The organism is Streptomyces cahuitamycinicus (assembly GCF_002891435.1).
Lineage (GTDB): Bacteria > Actinomycetota > Actinomycetes > Streptomycetales > Streptomycetaceae > Streptomyces > Streptomyces cahuitamycinicus.
The window spans coordinates 1-3,382 of sequence record NZ_POUC01000627.1 but is presented as its reverse complement, the minus strand read 5'-3'; the positions used below and the strand labels follow the sequence as shown (position 1 = coordinate 3,382).

General features: G+C 72.5%; 4 protein-coding genes. 2 read left to right on the top strand and 2 right to left on the bottom strand.

Going from position 1 to position 3,382, the window contains the following annotated elements; translation table 11 throughout:
* Nucleotides 1-473: 473 nt before the first annotated feature.
* Entirely contained in the window at nt 474-1,055 is a 582-nt protein-coding gene (locus tag C1J00_RS40615) for a TMEM165/GDT1 family protein (RefSeq protein WP_102913858.1), read from the top strand.
* A 208-nt stretch (nt 1,056-1,263) separates the two neighbouring features.
* Entirely contained in the window at nt 1,264-1,923 is a 660-nt protein-coding gene (locus C1J00_RS40610) for an HAD-IA family hydrolase (protein WP_102913859.1), read from the top strand.
* Nucleotides 1,924-2,051: 128 nt separating this feature from the next.
* Here C1J00_RS40610 and cpt read toward each other — a convergent pair whose 3' ends face one another.
* Both cpt and C1J00_RS40600 read right to left on the bottom strand, forming a co-directional pair.
* The gene (cpt, locus tag C1J00_RS40605) at nt 2,052-2,606 is read right to left on the bottom strand and encodes a chloramphenicol phosphotransferase CPT (protein ID WP_102913857.1); all 555 of its coding nucleotides are present in this window, start codon (nt 2,604-2,606) and stop codon (nt 2,052-2,054) included.
* Nucleotides 2,607-2,633: 27 nt separating this feature from the next.
* On the bottom strand, nt 2,634-3,382 hold a 749-nt coding region (locus C1J00_RS40600; protein WP_245936702.1), incomplete at its 5' end, for a peptidoglycan-binding protein.

Genomic DNA, 3,382 nt, shown 5'->3' with positions numbered 1-3,382 from the left:
GCGTTGAAGAGGGCCACGGAGGATATGAGCGCGGTGGCGGCCGCGGCCACGCTCAGCCGTCGACGCGCGTAGAACCTGGGCATGCGAACTCCCTGGGCAGAGGGGGGTGTGGCGTGCGAGCGAGGGGAATGCTCGCGGTGCCGTGTTGCGCACAGGTGTGCGCCCGGTGAGAAGCTAGTGACACGTGCATGACATGACAAGGTTCAGGCGCAAAGTCTTCACACCCGGGGCGTCGCGTACGATGGACGGCGCAGAAGGGGAGTAGCTCTTCGCCGGACCGTCGACATACTGCTCAGCCCGCCTGAGCCGGCGCCCGGAGGCCGGTCCTTTCCTGGACCTGCCAGCGAGACCTTCGGCAAAGCAGTGCACATCCACGTCCCCCGGCGCGGATGCCGTGTGTGCTGCCGTGCCGAGGTGTCATGAGCGAAAGTCCAGCACTCTCGGTGGGGCAGCCCCGACCGATTGAGGAACCCTTGATCAGCCTGACCGTGACGGCCGTCGTCTTCGGCGTCGTCTTCCTCGCGGAACTGCCGGACAAGACCGCCCTCGCGGGCCTCGTCCTCGGCACCCGCTACCGCGCCTCCTACGTCTTCGCGGGGGTCGCCGCAGCCTTCGCGCTGCACGTCGCGCTCGCCGTCGCCGCCGGCAGTGTGCTGACGCTGCTGCCGCAGCAGATCGTGCAGGCCCTCACGGGCGTGCTGTTCCTCGGCGGAGCCGCGGTGCTGCTGCTGAGGAAGGGCGAGGACGAGGAGGAGGTCCGCAAGCCGGAGAACCAGTCCTTCTGGAAGGTCTCGGGCGCCGGCTTCATGCTCATCCTGGTCGCCGAGTTCGGTGATCTGACCCAGATCATGACCGCGAACCTGGCCGCCCGCTACGACGACCCGCTCTCCGTCGGACTGGGTGCGGTGCTCGCCCTGTGGGCCGTGGCCGGGCTGGGCATCGTCGGCGGCAAGGCGCTGATGAAGAAGGTGCCGCTGCGGCTGATCACGCAGGTCGCGGCGCTGGTCATGCTGGCGCTCGGTTTGTGGAGCCTCTGGGAGGCCGTGACCGGCTGAGCCTGGCGAGGCGAACAGTGGATGAACGTCCGGCGGGGGCCCCTGGCGCGAAGGCCGCCTTGTTTTGTACCGTGGGGAAACAAAGTGGCCTCCGCCCGTTTTCCCTGACCGGCGGGCGGGGCCGCCTTGTTCCCCGGGGCGTGCCGGTGCCGATCCGTCGTCCGCCCCTCTCCCGCGCTGGAACGCGCCCCGAGCCTTGGAGCTGCCGATGACGGCCACCGCCGTGCTCACCGCCCGCGCCCTCCTGCTGGACATGGACGGCACCCTCGTCAACTCGGACGCCTCGGTCGAACGCGTCTGGCGGCGCTGGGCCGAGCGTCACGGGCTCGACGGGGACGAGGTCATGAAGGTCGTCCACGGCCGGCAGGGTTACGCCTCCATGGCGCTGCTGCTGCCCGAGCGGCCGATGGAGCAGAACCACGCCGACAACGCCCGGATGCTCGCCGAGGAGACGGCCGACACCGACGGCGTCGTCGCGATCCCCGGGGCACCGGAGTTCCTGGCCTCGCTGCGGGGACTGCCGCACGCGCTGGTGACGTCCGCCGATGTGCCGCTCTCGACGGCCCGGATGGCCGCGGCCGGTCTGGAGCAGCCCGGGGTGCGGGTGACCGCGGAGTCCGTCGGGGCGAGCAAGCCCGACCCCGAGGGCTTCCTGAAGGGCGCCGCCGAGCTGGGGATCGCCCCTGCGGACTGTGTGGTGTTCGAGGACTCCGGTGCCGGGATAGCGGCCGGGCGCGCCGCCGGGATGACGGTCGTCGGGATCGGTCCCCGGGCCGCGGCCCACGAGCCGGACGTCGTGGTGGAGGACCTCACGAAGGTGCGTGTGGAGGCCGGTGCGGACGGGACGATCCGGTTGCGCATCGGGTGATCCAGCTGTGCGTCGGGTGATCCGGCTGTGCGTCGGGTGATCCGGCCGCTCGGGACGCTTGAGCGGTGATGGCGCGTCACCTGGGCGGCGCCGGGGCGCGCGTCACCTGGGCGGCGTAGGTGCGCGCGTCACGTGGTCGGCGCCGGGGCGCGCGTCACGCGCTCGGCGATGACACGCGCGCACGCCAGGGACTCGGTGTGCGTCGTGTCCACCTCCACGTCGTAGCCCAAACCCTCGTGCACGATCCGCGCCTGTGACGCGGCCATGCCCTTGACCCGGTTCCCCCGGGCGATCTCGCGACCCGCGGCGACCTCGGCGTCACACCGGACGCCGACCCACAGCACGGCGAGTCCGTCGAGAGCCTTCTCCCACCGCTGCCGGGACGCCGGGCCGCCCAGGAAGACGTCGTCGACGATGATCCCGGCGCCGGCGCGGGCCATGGCGGCGATGCCCTCGGTCCAGGCCGCGTCCAGAGCCCGGAACTCCGCGCCGACACTCACGCCGCCGTCCGCCGCGAAGGTGATCCCGCCCTCCGAGCCCTGCAGCTTCGCGGGCAGCGCCTCGACGAACGAGTCGACGCCGAAGGCCAGCCACGGACCGGGCAGGACCTCTTGCAGGCACCGGACGATCCCCGACTTGCCCGAGCTCGAACCGCCGTTGAGAACGATCACCTGAGTAGTCACGGCGTCACGATAGGGCGGCCGGGCCGGTCACGGCTCCTGGGTTTCCGACTCCAGCTTCGCCCGGGTCTCCCGGTCGTAGACGCCGAGGTCGTCGGCCTGGATGCCGCGAGACCACTGGTAGGTGCGGACCGCTTCCGCCAGCCGGTCGTCGAAGCTGCCGTCGGTGTCGTCGTCGTACAGATACAACTGCCGGAGACGGAGCTGGAGTTCGGTGACCTCCGGGCCGCTGTCGCCGAGGCGCAGGACGGCCGGGCCCTTGTTCTGGCGGGAGTTGTCCGGAGGTGCCTGCCCGGGGCCGGTCGCCGATGCCGACGGCTGCGATGGCGATGGGGAGGGCGACTGCGACGGGCTCGCCGAGGCGCTCGGTCCGGACGGTGACGGTGAGGCGGACGGGCTCGCGGTGCGGGACGGCGACGGCCGCGGCGCGGCCGGGGCCGGCGGCGCCGCGGAAGCGCTGCCCTTCGGGGGCGTGGACGCGGCGCTGCTCGGGGCGTCCGGCACGCTCGCGCGGATGTCGTCCGGCAGTGCGGTGTCCCGGGACGGGCTCTCGTAGGAGAACAGCCCACTCGCGTACCCGGCCGCCGCGACGACGGCGACACAGGCACCGGCGGCGGCGAGGAGCAGGGTGCTGCGCCGACGCGGCCGGCGCCTGCCCGACCGGCCGCCTGCCGGCGCCCCCAGGGGTGTCGCCACGGTGCCGTCGAACATCCGCAGGTCGGTGACGCTCGGCTCGGTCGGGGCGGGGGCCAGGGGAGTCGGAAGCGCCGAGGTGGCGG